A 17,235-nucleotide genomic window follows, 5' to 3' on the forward strand; every position below is an offset into this window, starting at 1 on the left:
GACATCCGGGCCCACCTCGCCCACCGGCCCATCGGCCACGTGCACCACCACCAAACCAACCGGACCATCCGCCACCGGCGACGGAGCCACCAACGCCTCCGCCACCCGCTCCACGAGGTCACCAAACCCCGGATCACCCGCCACATCCACGCGCACCACACCACCCGAGGCCAGCCCGAGCACCACCTCCGACTGACCCGTATACCGCGCCAACACACCCACCAACCCCGCCGCCACCACCACACCCGAACCCGCCACACCCGACGGCCACGACACCACCCCCGACACCGAACCCGCCCGCGCCGGCCACACCACCACCCGCCGCAGATCACCCACCAGGTCCAGACCCCCGGCGTCCACCGCGCCATCAGCGAACCCAACAGGCATGAGCCCAACCTCCGAGTGAATGGGGACGACCGGGAGAGGCGTGGGCCGAGGCGGCCGGTCGGCCGTGGTGCCGTGGGGCGGACGTACCGCAGCACGACATGCCGTGGCGGGGACGTGTCGCGGGTGGACGTACCGCAGGGTGCCGGGCCACCGCCGAACGACCCGCCCTCGCCATGTTCCGGTCGCGGGCGGGCCCACGATCGCCCACATCCGTTCCCGGTCCGGTGCGGTGCGGGGGAACGACGACCCGACGGGGCCAGACGCTACGGAGCCTGGCCAAGCGGCGTACACCCCTAGAATTCGGGTGGGGTGGACCCCTAGCGCGGCGGTGGCGAAATGGGCCGGTCCGACTCGGCTGTCCGGCCCATCCGCGCGCCGGCAGGGCGCTGACTATGCTTCACCGATCATGATGTCGATCATGACGCAGTCGGTGACTGGTTGATCACACATCGGCTGCTGGTGTGCACCGCGCCGGCGCAGCGCTGACCACAAGCCAGCCGCTAGCTGACCGGCCCAGCCCGGATCCGTCCGGCCGGTGCACGCGGCACGCCCGACTCTCGCGGCCGAGCGGCCTCACCAGGACCGGTACGCCATTGCCTCACCCGCCACGTGCTCCGCAGCTCGCGGCCGGGGCGTACCGGGCTTCTCGCCACACCCCGAGGCCCCCTGTGCGGGGCCGGCATGTCAGGAGATCCAATGGATGGGCCTATCCAAGTACAGGTGTTCGCGCACGACGGGGTGGTCCTGGCCCGGCCGCCCAGCCCGGTGGAGACCGCCGGCAGCCGCTATCTGACCAGCGCGGGCGCGGGCCTGCACAACGGGCTGGACATGGTCACCGGCCTTCACCTGACCCTGCCGCACCAGTCGGCGGTCATCTGCAGCAGCGGGGCCAGCGCCGACAAGTCGCTGCGCCTGCTCAGCCGGTGCGGCCTCAAGACGCCCAGCGACCTGCGTGAGTATCGCTCCGGCGAGCAGGCGGTGCGGCTCGCCCGGGAGGCCGCCGGGCGGGGCGAGCTGCTGGAGTTCCAGTTTCCCCCGCAGGACCCGCAGCTGCGGGCCGCGCCGGCCCGGGTCGCCCCGGACCTGCTGGCCCGCCTCAACAACAAGACGGTCCTGGAGTCCCTGATCGCGCCGGACTACCTGCCGCGCCGGCAGGTGGCCACCCCCGCCGAGGTACGGCAGATCGTGCGGGCCGACCGCCGGCCGGCGGTGCTCAAGCCGGCCGGCACCGAGGTGTACAGCGGGATCGCGATCTTCACCCGGAGGCTGCAGGACCGGCTCAACCGGTCGTTGTTCCACCAGCTGGAGCAGGTGAGCGACCAGTGGATCGTCGAGGAGGAGGTTCCCTTCCAGACGGTCTGGGGTCTCCAGTTCGGCGTTACGGAGAGCGGTTCGGTCGAGTACTTCGGTTCTTCCGTACACCTGCCGCAGCCCACCTCGACGTGGGTCGGTTGCGTGCTCGACGACGACCAACCGCCGGCGGAGCTGGTCGAAGCGCTGACGGCAGGGGTCCGAAAGGCCAGCGCCCTCGGGTACCGGGGGTACTGCTCGTTTGACGCCGGGGTCGGCCGAAACGGCGAGCTACGGGTCATCGACCCGAACTTCCGGGTCAGCGCGGCCACCACGTCGGTGCTGCACCGCAGCTCCCTGCTGGGTCAGCACCCGTGCGCCATGACCACCTTCTTCACGCTCGCGCCGGGCCTCGACGTCGAGCCGGTCCTCGCCCCGTTCATCGACCGCGGGGAGCTCGTCGTGTTCATGCACTACGACCCGGCGGAGACGGACAACGGCCCGCATCCGGCGACCATTCTCGGCATGGTGGGCGCGGCCGACCGCTACGCCTGCGGCGTCCTGATCTCCCAGATCCAACGCGCCCTCCCCACCTGACCCACCCCGCCCCCGACCCCCGCACGCGCCCCCGGCACGCGGTGATCAAGAGGTTTGCGTCAGGATCCGGCCTCGCGGTGACGCAAACCTCTTGATCACGGGGGAGGGGGGTCGCGGTGGGTGGGGGGTTACAGGGCGAAGGTGCCCCTCGCCTTCCAGTTGTATTCGTTGATTCCGGGGGACCAGAGGGTCACCTCGCCGTTGATCTGCGTCGTGCCCGGCGCGTAGACCATCATCGAGTAGCTCGATCCGTAACCGGAGTCCGACTCGCTGTTCCAGCCCCCGAGCGACGAGAAGATGTTCTTGGTCGTGTTGCCGCCGTACGGGTTGCCGGTCACGCGAATCCAGTTCGACTGGCAGGACCAGGAGTAGAAGATCTGGAGGGTGGCGACCTGCTGGCCGGTGGAGCGGTCGGTGATCGGCCGGGTGGCGATCTGCGACGCGTTGACGTTGCAGTAGACGCCGGACGAATCCTTGGTGGTCGCCGGGTTCTTGCCGTCGTAGTAGTTGCTGCCGCCGCTGGCGCTGCCGGCGTGGGCGGCTGTCGCGGCGGACAGCAGCAGCGCCGTGGCGGTCACGAGCACGGCGGCGATCCGGCGCGGCGCTTTCCGGCTCCCGGTGACTGTTCTCATGCTGATTCCTCTCTGCGCCCACCGTGGGCGACGGCCGGGCTGGGACGACTCCTCCCATCGTCGGAGGACGGCACGGCCGACGCCATTGGCCCGCTGCGTATCTGCGCCGGTCGGGCAGGTACGACAAAGTCGTACGTCAGAAGGGTCTCAGCTTGGCGGCGACGGCCGATCGTTGGCGGACGCCGAACTTCCTGAGGATGCGGGTCACGTGCGTCTTGGTCGTCTTCTCGGAGATGACCAGGCGGGCGGCGATCTGTTCGTTGGTGAGGCCGTCGGCGACGAGCCCGGCGATCTCGCGTTCGCGGGGCGTGAGCGTCGTCAGCAGGTCGCCCCCCTCGGTCGTGGGCGCCAGCAGGAGCTCGGCGATGTCGGTCTGTAGCTGCTCGCACTGTTCGAGCACCTCGCGCAAGGCGCGAACGGCGGCGTCGCCGTCGGGGCGGTGCAGCGCTGCGGTGATCCGTACCGTCATGGCGTTCAACGCGTGGCTGACCATCTCGACGACGCCCGGAACGGAGCCGTGGGTCAGCACGGTGCGGCTCGCCCCGCTGGCGAGCCCGGCCAGCTCGTGCGCGTCCTCCCGCTCCCGGGCGAGGGCCCGCATCGTGCGGCGAGTGAGCCACTCGAACGCCCGGACGGCCTCGTCGCCGTACGCGTCGGGCTGGTAGGTCAGCATCGACGCGAGCCCGGCGACCCGCTGGCCGTCGGGCGAGGACTCCAGCAGCGGGACGACGACCGCGTCGCGCGACAGGCGCTCGTGGTCGCCGAAGGTGTGGCCCCGGTGGAGCAGGCGGCCCCCGTCGGACCCGTACCGGTAGGTGCGCGCGTTCTTCTTGATCCAGGCGGTGAGGCCGTTCGGGCCGTAGGTCTGGAAACCGGCGTGTTCGCGTTCGTGCCCGTCGTAGAGGTACGGGATCACCAGCATGTGTTCGTCGCGGAGGAAGGCCAGGTAGAAGCTGTCGACCGGCGCGATGGTGGACATCGTGACGCGGACGAGGTTGTAGAGCTTGCGGTGGTTCCCCGGGGCGACGTGTCGGATGGAGAAGTCGGCGGTTTCCAGTGCACGGGCGACGGCGAGCGAGAAGCGTGCGCCTTCAGCAGTCACGCACCGATTATGGGTGGCGACGCCGAGGCGGCCGGCACGCGGCGGGCGGCCGGGACCACCAGTGGCGAGCCCGTCTCCGGGTCGTCGATGACCCGGCAGGGCAGCCCGAACACCCGCTCGACCAGGTCGGCGGTGACGATCTCCCGGGGCGGGCCGGCGGCGACCACCTGCCCGTCGCGCATGGCGATGAGGTGGCTGGCGTACCGGGCGGCCTGGTTGAGGTCGTGCAGCACCGCGACGAGGGTGCGCCCCTGCTCCTCGTGCAGCGTCGCGCACAGGTCGAGCACCTCGATCTGGTGGGCGATGTCGAGGAACGTGGTGGGCTCGTCGAGCAGCAGCAGTTCGGTCTGCTGGGCGAGGGCCATGGCGATCCACACCCGCTGCCGCTGCCCGCCGGACAGTTCGTCGACGAGGCGGTCGGCGAGGTCGGCGACGCCGGTGGCGGCCATGGACTCGCCGACGATCCGCTCGTCGTCGCGGGACCACTGGCGCAGCAGCCCCTGGTGCGGGTAGCGGCCCCGGGCCACCAGCTCGGCGACGGTGATGCCGTCGGGGGCGATGGAGGTCTGGGGGAGCAGGCCGAGGGTGCGGGCGACGCGGCGGGCCGGCTGGGCGTGGATGTCGCGCCCGTCGAGCAGCACCGTGCCGGCGGTGGGCCTGAGCATCCGGGCGAGCGCCCGCAGCAGCGTGGACTTGCCGCACGCGTTCGGGCCGATGACGACGGTGAACGACCGGTCGGGCACGGCGACGGTGAGCCGTTCGGCGATGGTCCGCTTGTCGTACGCGAGGGTCAGCCCGTCGCCGCTGAGCCGGGGGGTGCCGGGCCGCATGGGTGGTGCTCCGTTCTCTGTCGGGGATGGGTGGACCGGACGGGTGTTAGGAAGGGGCCCTTCCTCTACCGAATGCGTTAACAAGGTGCCCCTCCTTACAGCCGGCCGGCGCGGCGTTCGGTGGCCAGCAGCCACACCAGGTAGCCGCCGCCGAGCGCGCCGGTGACGACGCCGACGGGGAGCTGGTGGCCGGGGAAGCCACGCTGGGCGATCAGGTCGGCGGCGACCAGCATCGCCGCGCCCAGCGCCATGGCGGCGGCCAGGTTGGGACCGGGCGCGCGGGTGAGCCGGCGGGTCAGGTGCGGCGCGGTGAGCGCGACGAAGTTGACCGGCCCGGCGGCCGAGGCGGCGACGGAGACCAGCAGCACCGCCGCGACCAGGAGTGTCGTGCGCAGGCCCCGCACCGGTACGCCGAGCGCGGCGGCCGTGTCGTCGCCCAGCTCGGTCATCCGCAGCGCCGGCCCGCAGGCGAACAGCACCACCGGCACCGCCACGGCGAGGGTGACGGCGACGGGCACCGCCTGCGCCCAGCCGCGCCCGTCGAGGCTGCCGGTGAGCCAGAGCACGGCGCGGGCGGCGTCCATGAGCTGCGCGCGGGTCAGCAGCCAGCCGTTGACGCCGGTGAGGATCGCGGCGACGCCGATGCCGGCGAGGATCAGCCGGTGCCCGTGCGCGCCGCGCGCCCACGCCACCGCCCACAGCAGGACGCCGGTGGCCAGCCCGCCGGCCACGGCCGCGCCGGCCAGGGCGAGGGTGCCGCCGCCGACGACCACGACGAGGAGCGCGCCGGTGGCCGCGCCCTGGGTGACGCCGAGGATGTCGGGGCTGCCGAGCGGGTTGCGCACGAGGGCCTGGAAGACCGCGCCGCCGAGGGCGAGGGCGGCCCCGACGAGCAGGGCGGTGACGAGCCGGGGCAGCCGCAGCTCGCCGATGATGAAGTCCTCGGCGGGGGTGCCGCCGCCGGCGAGGGTGCGCAGCACGTCGGCGGGGCTCATCGGGTAGTCGCCGCCGCCGATCGACACGACGCCGAGCGCGCCGGCGGCCAGGGCGCAGCCGAGGCCGACGAGCAGGGCGCGGGCCCGGAACCGCACCGACCAGCCTCGGACGCGTACGACGCTCACGCGCGCACCGCCCGGGTGCGGGTGACCAGGTGCAGGAAGAGCGGACCGCCGAGCACGGCGGTCATGATGCCGACCTGGAGTTCGCCGGGGCGGCCGAGCACCCGGCCGGCGACGTCGGCGCCGAGCAGCAGCACGGGGGCGAGCAGCGCGCAGGCCGGCAGCAGCCAACGCAGGTCGGGCCCGGTGAGGGCGTGCACGAGGTGCGGCACCAGCAGCCCGACGAAGACCAGCGGCCCGCAGGCGGCGGTGGCCGCGCCGCAGAGCAGGGTGACGGCGACGATGACGGCGGCGCGGACCACGGCGGGGTTGGCGCCCAGCGCGCGGGCCTGGTCGTCGCCGAGGGCGAGGGCGTTGAGCGGGCGGGCCGCCGCCAGGGCGATCGCCAGGCCGACCACGACGAACGGCAGCACCCGGGCCACCGTGGCGAGGTCGGCGCTGGCCAGCGAGCCGACGGTCCAGAACCGCATCTTCTCCAGCGAGGCCGCGTCGAGCAGCATCACCGCGCTGACGTAGGAGTAGAGGGCCGCGTTGAGCGCCGCCCCGGCGAGGGCGAGGCGGGCGGGGGTGGCGCCCCGGCCGCCGCCGACGGCGTAGACGAGGGCGGTGACGGCCGCCGCGCCGGCCAGGGCGAACCAGACGTACCCGCCGACGGTGGCGACGCCGAGGAACGCGGCGGCGCTGGCCACGGCGGCGGACGCGCCGGCGTTGATGCCGAGCAGCCCGGGGTCGGCGAGGGGGTTGCGGGTGACGGCCTGCATGACCGCGCCGGCCACCCCGAGGGCGGTCCCGGCGAGCAGGCCGAGCAGGGTGCGCGGCAGCCGCATCTGCTGCACCACCGCGTGGGCGGGGGAGGCGGGGTCCCACAGTCCCGCCCAGACCTCGGCGAGGCCGAGCTGCCGCGCGCCGACGGCGAGGCTGACCGCGCACACGGCCGTGAGCAGGGCGAACGCGGCCAGCAGCCCGGCGATCCGGGCCGCGGGCCGGCCGCGTCGCGGCGGCGGGGCGGGGGGCGTCGCCGGCGGCGCGGGTGCGGTCGGCGACGAGTCGGTGACGGACAGCGGAGGCTCCTGTGTGGTGGGAATCGATCGCTGAGGGCTGTTGACAATAACTTAGGTTAGGGTAACTTAACCTCGCCCTTGGTCATCGGACCACCCCGGAGCGGAAAGAAGCCGTCATGCCCGTACCCGTGTCCCGCCCGCGTCTGACCCGCCGTGGCCTGCTCTCCGCCGGCGGCGCCCTCGCCGTCGGTGCCCTGCTCGGCGGTTGCGGCGGCGCCGACGACTCCGCCTCGCCGGCCGCCACCGGCGGCCCCTGGTCGTTCACGGACGACCGGCCCGAGAAGGTGACCCGGGACGCCACCCCGACCCGCGTGGTCGCCTTCACCGGCGTGGCCGCGGCGTTGGTCGACTTCGGACTCGACAGCCAGATCGTCGGCGTGTTCGGCGAGACCACCCGCTCCGACGGCTCGAAGGAGCCGCAGGCCGGCGACCTCGACGTCGGCAAGGTGACCGTGCTCGGCAACGTCTGGGGCGAGTTCAGCATCGAGAAGTACGCCGCCCTGCGCCCCGAGCTGCTCGTCACCCACATGTACGACCCGGGCGCGTTCTGGTACGTCCCCGACGAGAGCAAGGACAAGATCCTCGCCCTCGCGCCCACCGTCGCCATCCAGACCGCCCGGGTGCCGATGAACCGGCCCATCGAGCGGTACGCCGCCCTCGCCGCCGCCCTCGGCGCCGACCTCAACGCCAAGAAGGTCACCGACGCGAAGGCCCGGTTCGAGGCGGCCGCCGAGAGCGTGCGGCAGGCCGTCAAGGCCAACCCCGGCATCAAGGTCCTCGCCGCGTCCGGCAGCCCCGACGTGTTCTACGCGTCCAACCCGAAGGTCAGCACCGACCTGATGTACTTCGCGGAGCTGGGCGTCGACATCGTGGTGCCGACGAAGCTGGAGCAGGGCGACTACTTCGAGGCCCTGAGCTGGGAGAACGCCGACAAGTTCCCGGCCGACCTGATCCTGCTGGACAACCGCACCACCGCCCTGCAGCCGGCCGACCTGGCGAAGAAGCCCACCTGGGCGGCGCTGCCGGCGGTCAAGGCCAACCAGGTCACGCCGTGGGACGCCGTGCCGCGCTTCTCCTACGCCGGGGCCGCGCCGCTGCTGGAGAACCTGGCCAAGGCCATCGCCGCCGCGAAGAAGGTGAGCTGACGCCGTGGCGGGCACCCCCCGCGCCCACCTGTTGACCACCGGCACCGCCGAGGACTACCGGCGGGTGCTGGCCGAGGGCATCGACCGGGTCGGCACCCGCATCGCCCGCACCGACCGCCCGTTCACCGGCGTCACCCCGGCGGCGCTCGCCCCGGCCGTGGCCGCCGTCGATCTGGACCGGCCGCTCGCCGACGCCACCGCCGCCCTCGACGAGCTGGAGGAGGTGTACCTGCGCGACGCCGTCTACTTCCACCACCCCCGCTACCTGGCCCACCTCAACTGCCCGGTGGTGATTCCGGCGCTGCTCGGCGAGGCCGTGCTCACCGCCGTGAACTCCTCCCTGGACACCTGGGACCAGAGCGCCGGCGGCACCCTCATCGAGCGCCGGCTCATCGACTGGACGGCCCGGCGCATCGGCCTCGGACCCGCCGCCGACGGCGTCTTCACCAGCGGCGGCACCCAGTCCAACCTCCAGGCGCTGCTGCTGGCCCGGGAGGAGGCCTTCGCCCGCAACCCGGCCCCCCGCCGCGAGCTGCTGCCCCGGCTGCGGGTGCTCACCTCCGCCGCCGGGCACTTCAGCGTGCAGAAGGCCGCCACCCTGCTCGGCCTCGACGCCGACGCCGTGCGCACCGTGCCCACCGACGCCGACCGGAGGATGTGCCCCGACGCGCTGCACGCCGAGCTGACCCGCTGCCAGCGCGACGGGCTCACCGTGATGGCCGTCGTCGCCACCGCCGGCACCACCGACTTCGGCTCCATCGACCCCCTCGACGCCATCGCCGACCGGTGCGCCGCCGCCGGGGCGCGGCTGCACGTCGACGCCGCGTACGGCTGTGGGCTGCTGGTCTCGCCCACCCGGCGGCACCTGCTCGCCGGCATCGAACGCGCCGACTCGGTGACCGTCGACTACCACAAGTCGTTCTTCCAGCCGGTCTCCTCCAGCGCCCTGCTGGTGCGCGACGGGCAGGTGCTGCGGCACGCCACCTACCACGCCGACTACCTCAACCCGGCCCCCCGCGCCAGCGGAGAACAGCTGCCCAACCAGGTCGACAAGAGCCTCCAGACGACCCGCCGCTTCGACGCGCTGAAGCTGTGGCTGACCCTGCGGATGATGGGCCCCGACGCGGTCGGCGAGCTGTTCGACGAGGTGATCGACCGGGCCGACGGGGCGTGGCGGCTGCTGGCCGGCGACCCCCGCTTCGAGGTGGTCACCCGGCCCACGTTGAGCACCGTCGTGTTCCGCTACCTGCCGCCCGCCCCGGCGGGCCACCTCGCCGACGACGCCAACCGGCACGCCCGCCGCGCCCTGGCCGCCTCCGGCGCGGCCGTCGTCGCCGGCACCCGGGTCGACGGCCGGCAGTACCTCAAGTTCACCCTGCTCAACCCGGAGACCACCCTCGACGACGTGGCGCACGTCGTCGACCTGATCGCCGGGCACGGCGACCGGTACGTGGGCGAGCGGACCGCCGCCGTCGCCCCCTGCCCGGTCGGCTGACCGGCGACCGTGACCACCACCCGACCCCGCGCAGAAAGCGACCGCATGCCCACCCGTGACGTCGTCGCCGTCGGGCTCGGCCCGTACAACCTGGGCCTGGCCTGCCTCACCGAGCCGCTGTCCGACCTGGACTGCCTGTTCCTGGAGGCCCGCGACACCTTCGACTGGCACCCGGGGATGCTGCTGGAGACCGTCCGGTTGCAGACCCCGTTCCTGGCCGACCTGGTCACCCTCGCCGACCCCACCTCGCCGTTCTCGTTCCTCAACTGGCTGAAGGAGACCGGACGGCTGTACCCGTTCTACATCCGCGAGCGGTTCCACCCGCTGCGCAGCGAGTACAACGCGTACTGCCGGTGGGCGGTGCAGAAGCTGGCCAGCGTGCGCTTCGGCCAGCGGGTCACCGCCGTCACCCACGACCCGGCCGACGACGTGTTCGCGGTGACCGCCACGGTCACCGCCACCGGCGAGACCGTCACCCACCGGGCGCGCAACCTGGTGCTCGGCACCGGCACCCCGCCGCACGTGCCGGCGGCCTGCGCCGGGCTCGGCGGCGACGGCGTCGTGCACTCCTCCGACTACGTGACGCACCGCGACGCGCTGCGCCGCCGCGGCAGCGTCACCGTCGTCGGCTCCGGGCAGAGCGCCGCCGAGATCTACCAGGACCTGCTGGCCGACATCGACACGTACGGCTACCGGCTGAACTGGGTCACCCGCTCGCCCCGGTTCTTCCCCCTGGAATACACGAAGCTCACCCTGGAGATGACGTCCCCGGACTACGCCGACTACTTCCGCGCCCTGCCCGAGGCCACCCGCTACCGCCTCGAAGCCGAGCAGAAGGGCCTGTTCAAGGGCATCGACGCTGACCTGATCAACGACATCTTCGACCTGCTGTACGCCAAGAGCGTCGCCGCCGCGGTGGACACCCGGCTGCTCACCAACACGGAGGTGACCGGCGCGGAGCACACCGACGGCGGGTACGCGCTGCGGCTGCGCCACGTCGAGCAGGGCGGCGAGTTCGACCTGACCACCGAGGGCCTGGTGCTGGCCACCGGCTACCGCTTCCAGGTGCCGGACTTCCTCGACCCGGTGCGCCACCTGCTGCGCTTCGACTCCCACGGCCGCCTCGACGTCGCCCGCGACTACCGCGTCGACCACGCCGGCCGGATCTTCCTGCAGAACGGCGGCACCCACACCCACAGCGTCACCTCGCCCGACCTGGGCATGGGCCCGTACCGCAACTCGGTGATCATCCGGGAGCTGCTGGGCCGCGAGCCCTACCCGGTGGAGCGGCGCATCGCGTTCCAGGAGTTCGGCGTGCCGGCGGGGGTGGGGGCGTGACCGAGATCGTCTACACCCGCACCGACCCCCGGCTCGGCGAGTTCGCCCTGCGTACCCTCGACCCGGCCGCGGACGCCGCGCTGCTGCACTCCTGGGTGACCCACCCGAAGGCCGCGTTCTGGCTGATGGGCGACGCCGACGTGGCCCGGGTCGCCGCCGAGTACGCCCGCATCGCCGCCGACCCGCACCACGACGCGTTCGTCGGCCTGTGGCGCGGCGAGCCCGCGTTCCTCGTCGAACGCTACGACCCGGCGCGCGTCGAGCTGGCCGGGCGCTACCCGGCCCGCCCCGGCGACGTGGGCATGCACTTCCTCTGCGCGCCCACCGACACCCCGGTCTCCGGCTTCACCCGCGCCGTCATCACCACGGTGATGGCGTGGCTGTTCGCCGACCCCGCGCACCGCCGGGTGGTCGTCGAGCCGGACGTGCGCAACACCGCCGTGCACGCCCTCAACGCCGCCGTCGGCTTCACCCCCGCCGGCACCGTCGCGCTGCCCGCCAAGACCGGCCTGCTCTCCTTCTGCACCCGCGCCCGGTTCGCCGCCGCCGCCGCAGCCCAGCCCCAAGGACCGGACACCGTGGACCCGCAGGACGCCGTCGCCCACCTCACCCCCGACACGTGGGCGCGCGCCAACCGGCTGCTGGTGCGCAAGGCCCTCGCCGAGTTCTCCCACGAGCGGCTGCTCACCCCCGAGCCCGTCGGCCCCGCCCCGGAACCCGGCGCGTCCGCCGAATACGAGGTGACCAGCGACGACGGCACCGTCACCTACCGGTTCGCCGCCCGCCGGCTCGCCCTCGACCACTGGCACATCGACCCGGCCAGCATCACCCGCCGCCGCGACGGTGTGGAGCTGCCCCTGGACGCCCTCGACCTGTGCGTGGAGCTGCGCGGCGCGCTCGGCCTCACCGACCGGGTGCTGCCGGTCTACCTGGAGGAGATCACCTCTACCCTGGCCGGCTGGGCGTACAAGCTGGACCGGCCCGAGATCCCCGCCGCCGAGCTGGCCCGCGCCGACTTCCAGACGGTCGAGACCCGGATGACCGAGGGCCACCCCGGCTTCGTCGCCAACAACGGCCGCATCGGCTTCGGCATCGACGAATATCACCGGTACGCCCCCGAGGTGGGCCGGCCCGTGCGGCTGCTCTGGCTCGCCGCGCACCGCGACCACACCACCTTCACCTGCACCGCCGACACCGACGCGGACGCCCTGTACCGGGCCGAGCTGGGCGACGACACCTTCGCCGGGTTCGCCGCCACGCTCACCGGGCTCGGCCTCGACCCGGCCGACTACCTCTACCTGCCCGTGCACCCGTGGCAGTGGTGGAACCGCCTCGCCGTCACGTTCGCCGCCGACGTGGCCGAGCAGCGGCTGGTCTGCCTCGGCCCCGGCCCGGACGAGCACCTCGCCCAGCAGTCCGTGCGGACGTTCTTCAACGTCACCCACCCGCAGCGGCACTACGTCAAGACGGCCCTGTCCGTGCTGAACATGGGCTTCGTGCGGGGCCTGTCGGCGGCGTACATGGAGGCCACCCCGGCGATCAACGACTGGCTCGCCGACCTGATCGACCGCGACGAGGTGCTCGCCTCGACCGGGCTGACGATCCTGCGGGAGCGGGCCGCGATCGGGTACCGCAACCGCCGCTTCGAGGCGGCGACCGACCGGTACTCCCCGTACCGCAAGATGCTGGCGGCGCTGTGGCGGGAGAGCCCCGTGCCGGGCCTGGAGCCGGGGCGGCGGCTGGCCACCATGGCGTCGCTGCTGCACGTCGACTCGGCCGGCGGGTCGTTCGCCGCCGCCCTGGTCGCCGAGTCGGGGCTGCCCGCGCCGGTGTGGCTGCGCCGCTACCTCGACGCGTACCTCACTCCGCTGCTGCACTCCCTCTACGCCCACGACCTGGCGTTCATGCCGCACGGCGAGAACGTCATCCTGGTGCTGCGCGACGGGGCGGTGGAGCGGGCGATCTTCAAGGACATCGCCGAGGAGATCGTGGTGATGAACCCGGACGCCGACCTGCCCGAGGCGGTGCACCGGGTCCGGGCGAACATCCCCGAGGGCGAGAAGATCCTGTCGATCTTCACCGACGTGTTCTCCTGCTTCCTGCGCCACCTCAACGTGGTCCTGCTCGACGCGGGGCTGCTCACCGAGGAGGAGTTCTGGCGCACGGTCGCCGACTGCGCGGCCGACTACGCCGCCCGGGTGCCGCACCTGGCCGACCGGCTGGCCCGCCACGACCTGTTCGCGCCGGAGTTCGCGCACTCCTGCCTCAACCGGCTCCAGCTGCGCGACAACCAGCAGATGGTGGACCTGTCCGACCCGTCGGCGGCGCTCCAGTTCGCCGGCACCCTGGCCAACCCCATCGCCCCGTACGCCCGCCGCGCCTGACCCCCTCCGCCGCCCGTGCCGTCAGCCCTTCCGGGGGTACGGGCGGCGGGTCAGCGTCGCGTGCACCATGGTGGTGAGCGTGACGATGTCGAACACCGGCAGGCCCAGGCGGGCCTGGACGGCGTGCGCGAACGGCACCAGGTCGGTGCACTCGACCACCAGCGCCCCCAGCTCGGGGTGCGCCTCGGCGAGCCGGTCGACGCGGTCGAGCACCTCCCGTTCGAGCCGGTCGGCGTCGAGGGCGTCGCGGCGGCCCTCCAGCATCACCTCGGTGAACTCCGGCTGCCCGGCCATGCCCGTCACCCGCACCGGCACGTGTTCCGCGCCGATCGCGGCGAGGTGGCGCGGGGTGAGCGCGGCCTCGTCGGCGACGAGCAGCCCGACCGGCCGGTCGACCATCCGGTGCACCAGCGGAAGCTGCAGCAGGCTCGACGACCACAGCGGCACCGACACGGCGGCGGCCAGTTCGGCCTGGAACAGCACCAGGAACCCGCACGCCCCGGTGATCCCGGCGACCCCGGCGGCCTCCAGGTCCCGGGCCGCCGCCACGAACGGCTCCAGCAGCGTCGGGTCGGCCTCCCGCACGAGCCGCTGCGGCGTGGCCCCCTCGACGACCCGGTAGACGACGGGGAAGTCGAAGGTGGCCGGGTTGCGGATGTGCCCGGGGATCTTCTCGAACGAGGTGTCCAGGCAGAGCACGCCGATCGGGGCGTCGGTCATCGGTTCCTCCGCGAGTCGGTTGCGCCGCGACGGCATCATCGGTTCCTCCGGGCGAACGGGCGACGCCGCCACCGGTCCACGGCGAACGGCGCGAGGTCCAGCTCCGGGCGCTCGCCGCCGACGAGCTGGGCGACGAGCCGGCCGCCCGCCGGGGCCAGGCCCATCCCGATGTGCCCGTGGCCGGCGGCGACGACCACGTTGCGGTACGCCCCGGGCCGGCCGATCAGCGGCAGGCTGTCCGGGGTGCAGGGGCGCAGCCCGCTCCACACCGCCACCCGCCGGTCGGTGTCCAGCCCCGGCAGGTACGCCGCGACGGTGCGCACGATGCCGTCGATCCGGCGCGGCGAGACGCTCGTGTCCATCCCCACCAGCTCCAGGGTGCCGGCCAGCCGCAGCCGGTCGCCCAGCGGCATGACGGCCACCTTCCCCTCGCTGAGCAGGATCGGCAGCCGGGGCGGGTGCGCGCCGGCGGCGACGGTCACCGCGTACCCCTTGGCGGGCTGGAGCATCAGGTCGACGCCGAGCCGGCGGGCGCAGGCCACCGACCAGACCCCGGCGGCGAGCACCACCTCGGCGGGGCGCAGGTCGCCGCCGCTGGTGCGCACGGCCCGCACCCGGTCGCCAGCCACCTCGAAGTCGCGTACCTCGGTGTGGGTGCGGATGTCGACGCCCGCGGCCCGCAGCGCGTCGGCGAACGCGACCAGGAACGCGGGGATGCGCAGCGCGGCCCCCTCCGCGTTGAGCAGGGCCCCGGCCACGTCGAACGCGACGCCCGGTTCGAGGGCGGCCAGCTCGCCGGGGTCGAGCACCCGCAGCGGCACGCCCCGGGCGACGGCCGCCGGCACGGAGGCGCGGGCCGCCGCGAAGCCCTCCGGGGTCTTGCAGGCCAGCAGCATCCCCTGGGCGGTGAGGGTGTCGGCGAGCGGGCCGGTCGCGCACACCTCGCGCAGGATGGCGAGGCTGCGCTGCTTGAGGGTGAGCAGCACGTCGAACGCGGCCCGCGCGTGAGACGCGGTGCAGCGGCGGCGAAAGTGCCACAGCCAGGCCAGCAGGGCCGGATCGGGGCGGGGCCGGACGTGGAACGGGCTCTCCGGGTCGAGCAGGTAGCGCAGCCCCTTCGCGGGCACGCCCGGCTCGGCCAGGGGCGCGGCGCCCTGGGTGCCGACGAAGCCGGTGTTCCCCGACGAGCAGGCCGCCGGGTCTCCGATCTCGCCCCGGTCGACGACGGTGACCCGGTGCCCGGCGCGGGCCAGGAACCAGGCGCAGAACAGGCCGACGACGCCCGCGCCGACGACCAGCACGTCGGGGTCGTCGCCGGGTGGGCGCGGCGCGGGCGGCGTCGACATCGCGGCGGCCTAGAGGCTGACCACGAAGAAGCAGGTGGGCAGGTTGAGCACCACCCGCTCGTAGATCTCGGCGGTCAGCGCCACCCCGGGCTCGGCGAACGTGCCCGGCGGCGGCTCGGCGAAGGAGATCATCGACCGGCCGGCGTCGAACAGCAGCGCGCCGTGGCCGAAGTCGCCGACGATCGCCGTGCCCGGGTCGACCAGCCGGGTCCGGACGATGAACACGCCGTTCTCCTCGACGTCGCGCATCAGCGTGCCGGAGCCGAGCAGCCGGTAGTAGTCGGCCGGGTTGATGATCAGCCCGTCGGCGGTGCTGCCGTTCTGCTCCACCTCGTTGCAGGCCGACAGGATGGTGGAGCCGAACGGGCCCGGGTCGGTGAGCCGGGCGATGTCCGGCATGGTCAGCAGGCCGCCCTCGCCGCGCAGGATGGTGACGTTCTCGGCGGTGGCGAGCCGCACCACCAGGCGGTAGTTGATGAACTCGGCGAAGCTGGTCGGGTCGTCCCACAGCCCGTCGGGCACCTGCACCCACGCCTTCGTGGTGAAAAGCGGCGGGATGGGGGACCGGTGGAAGTGGTTGGCGGCCTCCCGCCGCAGGTCCGCGCCGTCCACGGCCGGGTCGCCGGGGCGGGCGGGGCTCTCGTGCCAGTAGAACTCCTGCGGGTCGCGGGACAGGTCCACCACCTTGAGCATGTTGCGCGACGGGTAGCGCGGCTTGCGCCGGGAGCTGGTCAGGGAGTCGGTGATGGTGACGTCGTAGTCGACGCGGGTCTCGAAGCCGCCCTCGGCGAAGGCGTCGACGAAGACCTGCCCCGGCGAGAGCTGCTTGCGGCGGTCCTCGACGACCTCGGCGATGGTTCGTTTGATGACGTCGGTTCGTTGCATCGGGCGCACACCTTCCGGTCGGGGTCGGGTCGTCACTGCGCGGTGGGTCGGGTCGTCACTGCGCGGCGGGCTTGCGGGCGACGAACATGCCCCAGCCGAACTCGCCCCGGTCGATGGCGGCCTGGATCTCGCCGCAGGACGCGGCGAAGCCGAGGATCCACTCCCGGGCGGCCGGGTCGTCGGTCGCGGCGGCCCGCCGCCGGGCCGTCTCGCCGAGCACCCGGTACGTCTGCCGGATGTGGGTGTCGAGGCTGCGGGCGGTCAGCACCTCGAAGCCGGCGGCGGTCAGCGCCTCGGCGTACCCGTCGAGGGAGTAGCCGCCGCTCCACCGCACCCGGTCGTAGACGTGCCGGCGGGCGGCCTCGCCGATGTCGGTGGTGGGCTGGAGGAAGTCGGTGACCGCGAGGATCCCGCCGGGGGCGAGGACCCGGTGCATCTCGGCGTGGCTGCGCGGCTTGTCCGGCACCAGGAACAACGCGTCCTGGCTGACCACGTGGCTGAAGGTCGCCGCCTCGTAAGGCATGGCGGTGGCCGAGCCGTGCCGGAAGGTGACACCTGCGGCGCCCCGCTCGGCGAGCTTGGCCTGGGCGAACCGGACCCGCTCGATGCTCAGGTCCAGGCCCTCGCCCCGGCAGCCGGTCTGCCCGGCGAGCCGCAGCAGGAAGTTGCCGCAGCCGCAGCCGACGTCGAGCACCGTCGACCCGGCGTCGATGCCGGCCTCGGTGGCCAGCAGGTCCGAGGTGCGGTCGGCGGCGGTGTGGTAGTCGGTGTCGGCGTCGTCGGCGAAGTAGCCGGTGTGCAGCACGCCCTCGCTGTCCCAGAAGCTGAGGTACGTCTGGGTGGTCTGGTCGAAGAACTCGGAGACGTCCCGCTCGGTGAACGTGGGGCTGGTCGTGGACATCGCG

Annotated in this window: 14 protein-coding genes and 1 pseudogene; 5 read left to right on the forward strand and 10 right to left on the reverse strand. The window is 73.5% G+C overall.

The annotated features are described in order from the left end of the window. Positions 1 to 387: pseudogene (locus tag ACVMYR_RS24490) on the reverse strand (non-ribosomal peptide synthetase); the annotation flags it as partial. A 720-nt stretch (positions 388 to 1,107) separates the two neighbouring features. Between ACVMYR_RS24490 and ACVMYR_RS24495 the strand changes: the two are divergent. Further along, positions 1,108 to 2,274 (forward strand): ATP-grasp domain-containing protein, encoded by a 1,167-nt coding sequence (locus ACVMYR_RS24495; protein ID WP_256091823.1) that lies wholly within the window; start codon positions 1,108 to 1,110, stop codon positions 2,272 to 2,274. Positions 2,275 to 2,402: 128 nt separating this feature from the next. Here the strand turns inward: ACVMYR_RS24495 and ACVMYR_RS24500 are convergent, their stop codons facing one another. The 5 genes from ACVMYR_RS24500 to ACVMYR_RS24520 all read right to left on the reverse strand — a co-directional run bounded on the left by ACVMYR_RS24500 (position 2,403) and on the right by ACVMYR_RS24520 (position 7,065). Continuing rightward, entirely contained in the window at positions 2,403 to 2,906 is a 504-nt protein-coding gene (locus ACVMYR_RS24500) for a DUF2690 domain-containing protein (protein ID WP_091277550.1), read from the reverse strand. Positions 2,907 to 3,042: 136 nt separating this feature from the next. Continuing rightward, the gene (locus ACVMYR_RS24505) at positions 3,043 to 4,008 is read right to left on the reverse strand and encodes a response regulator transcription factor (RefSeq protein ID WP_457122860.1); all 966 of its coding nucleotides are present in this window, start codon (positions 4,006 to 4,008) and stop codon (positions 3,043 to 3,045) included. After that, entirely contained in the window at positions 4,005 to 4,838 is an 834-nt protein-coding gene (locus tag ACVMYR_RS24510; protein WP_431897673.1) for an ABC transporter ATP-binding protein, read from the reverse strand. Before ACVMYR_RS24510 ends, ACVMYR_RS24505 begins: the two co-directional genes overlap by 4 nt. 95 nt (positions 4,839 to 4,933) lie before the next feature. Beyond that, positions 4,934 to 5,959: a FecCD family ABC transporter permease gene (locus tag ACVMYR_RS24515; protein WP_077937715.1), complete on the reverse strand. Its 1,026-nt coding sequence runs from the start codon at positions 5,957 to 5,959 to the stop codon at positions 4,934 to 4,936. Continuing rightward, positions 5,956 to 7,065, reverse strand: coding sequence for a FecCD family ABC transporter permease (locus tag ACVMYR_RS24520; RefSeq protein ID WP_457122951.1), 1,110 nt, complete (start codon positions 7,063 to 7,065; stop codon positions 5,956 to 5,958). The genes ACVMYR_RS24515 and ACVMYR_RS24520 overlap by 4 nt, the downstream gene beginning before the upstream one ends. 68 nt (positions 7,066 to 7,133) lie before the next feature. Between ACVMYR_RS24520 and ACVMYR_RS24525 the strand changes: the two genes are divergently transcribed. The 4 genes from ACVMYR_RS24525 to ACVMYR_RS24540 are packed head-to-tail and all read left to right on the forward strand — an operon-like array spanning position 7,134 to position 13,379. Continuing rightward, positions 7,134 to 8,162 carry an ABC transporter substrate-binding protein gene (locus tag ACVMYR_RS24525; protein ID WP_457122861.1) on the forward strand — a complete coding sequence of 343 codons (1,029 nt, stop codon included), beginning with the start codon at positions 7,134 to 7,136 and terminating at the stop codon, positions 8,160 to 8,162. Positions 8,163 to 8,166: 4 nt separating this feature from the next. After that, a complete protein-coding gene (locus ACVMYR_RS24530) occupies positions 8,167 to 9,657 on the forward strand; it encodes a pyridoxal phosphate-dependent decarboxylase family protein (RefSeq protein WP_077937718.1) in 1,491 nt (496 codons plus the stop codon). Positions 9,658 to 9,702: 45 nt separating this feature from the next. Next, positions 9,703 to 10,995: a lysine N(6)-hydroxylase/L-ornithine N(5)-oxygenase family protein gene (locus ACVMYR_RS24535; RefSeq protein WP_457122862.1), complete on the forward strand. Its 1,293-nt coding sequence runs from the start codon at positions 9,703 to 9,705 to the stop codon at positions 10,993 to 10,995. Next, on the forward strand, positions 10,992 to 13,379 hold the full coding sequence (locus tag ACVMYR_RS24540) for a GNAT family N-acetyltransferase (RefSeq protein WP_457122863.1): 2,388 nt from the start codon (positions 10,992 to 10,994) through the stop codon (positions 13,377 to 13,379). The genes ACVMYR_RS24535 and ACVMYR_RS24540 overlap by 4 nt, the downstream gene beginning before the upstream one ends. Positions 13,380 to 13,400: 21 nt before the next feature. On the opposite strand, the gene ACVMYR_RS24545 is transcribed toward ACVMYR_RS24540, so the two are convergent. Genes ACVMYR_RS24545 through ACVMYR_RS24560 form a run of 4 tightly spaced genes read right to left on the reverse strand, consistent with a single transcriptional unit; the run spans position 13,401 to position 17,231 of the window. Then, on the reverse strand, positions 13,401 to 14,099 hold the full coding sequence (locus ACVMYR_RS24545; protein ID WP_396790568.1) for an aspartate/glutamate racemase family protein: 699 nt from the start codon (positions 14,097 to 14,099) through the stop codon (positions 13,401 to 13,403). Positions 14,100 to 14,134: 35 nt separating this feature from the next. Continuing rightward, a complete protein-coding gene (locus tag ACVMYR_RS24550) occupies positions 14,135 to 15,445 on the reverse strand; it encodes an NAD(P)/FAD-dependent oxidoreductase (RefSeq protein WP_431897662.1) in 1,311 nt (436 codons plus the stop codon). A gap of 9 nt (positions 15,446 to 15,454) precedes the next feature. Continuing rightward, entirely contained in the window at positions 15,455 to 16,330 is an 876-nt protein-coding gene (locus ACVMYR_RS24555) for a family 3 encapsulin nanocompartment shell protein (protein ID WP_077937723.1), read from the reverse strand. Between the two features lie 55 nt (positions 16,331 to 16,385). Then, positions 16,386 to 17,231 carry an SAM-dependent methyltransferase gene (locus ACVMYR_RS24560; protein ID WP_457122864.1) on the reverse strand — a complete coding sequence of 282 codons (846 nt, stop codon included), beginning with the start codon at positions 17,229 to 17,231 and terminating at the stop codon, positions 16,386 to 16,388. Positions 17,232 to 17,235 lie beyond the last annotated feature (4 nt).

The sequence above is a fragment of the Micromonospora sp. PTRAS2 genome, assembly GCF_054052245.1.